Source organism: Pseudomonas sp. HMWF006 (genome assembly GCF_003061205.1).
Taxonomy (GTDB): Bacteria; Pseudomonadota; Gammaproteobacteria; order Pseudomonadales; family Pseudomonadaceae; genus Aquipseudomonas; species Aquipseudomonas monsensis.
This window is the reverse complement of record NZ_QAIU01000654.1, coordinates 39350-40721: the sequence shown is the minus strand read 5'-3', so window position 1 is coordinate 40721 and position 1372 is coordinate 39350. Positions and strand designations below refer to the sequence as shown.

The window sequence follows — 1372 nt, the reverse complement described above, 5'->3', positions numbered from 1 at the left end:
GAGCATCATGCTCCAGGTAATCGTGTCGCTTGGCGCGTGACGCATGGAAGCTCCCCGTTCGGCCTTTGGCGCTGGCCGGTATTTTTATTGTCGGGCAATCGCTTGCTCTGACCGCCGCATTCGAACGAGGGTCGAGGCTGAAAATACGTCAGCGCTTCTCGGGCTGTACACGCGGTTTTTGCAATGTTTTGTATCCGCAACCGCGAAAGAGACGGCCGTGATCCTGGTACACCCGATTGGTTCCATTGGATCGTGCAAGATCCCGCAAAATGCAGGATGCACGATGGCCATTCATGCAGATTGCACGACGCCAGGAAATTTTATTATTTATAAACTACTGATTTATAAAGGATTTTATTTTTATAAATACTGGCACAATCACTGCAACCTCGTCTGCATGCTTGCCATTCAAGTGCATACGGAGCTGAAAGACATGAGCCTGATCCAAGAAAAATTTTCCTCGCTGTTCTCCAACTTCGAAGTCGCCACCGCGCCACGTCCCGATGGCGGGATTCTGCTGACCCTGCGCAGCAACGACGGCAAAGTGTTCAAACGCGCACTCACCTATCAGCAAATGCATAACGCCGACCAACTGTCTTGGGCCATCAGTGCCATTCGCCGCGATCTGGCGGAACAGGCCAGCGAACTGCCGCAAATTGCCATGCTGCAGAGCCAGCAGCGTTTCGCCCTGCCGACGTATCACTCGCTGTAAACATTCAAACGCATTAAACAAAACAGGCCGGGCAGCTTTCACTGCCCGGCCTGTTTTTGTGCTCGATGCAAAAAACCTGTGGGAGCGCTGCGTGCTCAGAAGGCTTCCGGTTCGATGCCGGTGAAGCTGTCGACTGAGACGTGTCCTTCCAGCTCCCCTCCCTCGCGGGCCAGGCCGCAGGTCTGCAAACCGGCCGCTTGAGCAGCGTCGAGCTCCTGGACGATGTCAGACAGGAACAGAATCTCCCCCGGTTCAACGCCAATCGCCTGTTGAATATTCGTGTAGGACTGCGCCTCGCGCTTGGGCCCCGAGGTGGTGTCGAAGTAGCCACTGAACAGCGGCGTGAGGTCGCCCGCCTCCGAGCAGCCGAAAATCAGTTTCTGCGCCTGGACCGAGCCGGACGAATACACGAACAGTTGATAGCCCGCCGCGTGCCATCGTTGAAGTGCTTCAACGGCATCCGGGTAAACGTGGCCCTTCAACTGCCCGGCCTGATAACCCTGCGCCCAGACCATGCCCTGCAACGCTTTGAGTGGCGTGGCCTTGCGGTCTTCGGCGATCCAGCTCAAGAGAATTTCAATCACCCGTTCAACATCGGCCTGTGGCTCGTTGCTGTCACGGCGCACGGCGGCGATCTGCTCGGCGACATCGGCACGCCCG

General features: G+C 56.6%; 2 protein-coding genes. One reads left to right on the top strand and one right to left on the bottom strand.

From position 1 onward, the window contains the following. Nucleotides 1-433: 433 nt before the first annotated feature. Nucleotides 434-712, top strand: a complete 279-nt coding sequence (locus DBR24_RS34980; RefSeq protein ID WP_123467373.1) for a DUF3509 domain-containing protein — start codon at nt 434-436, stop codon at nt 710-712. Between the two features lie 95 nt (nt 713-807). Here the strand turns inward: DBR24_RS34980 and mtnC are convergent. After that, nucleotides 808-1372 (bottom strand): acireductone synthase (mtnC, locus tag DBR24_RS30440; protein WP_256592014.1); only part of this gene is annotated, 565 nt, incomplete at its 5' end.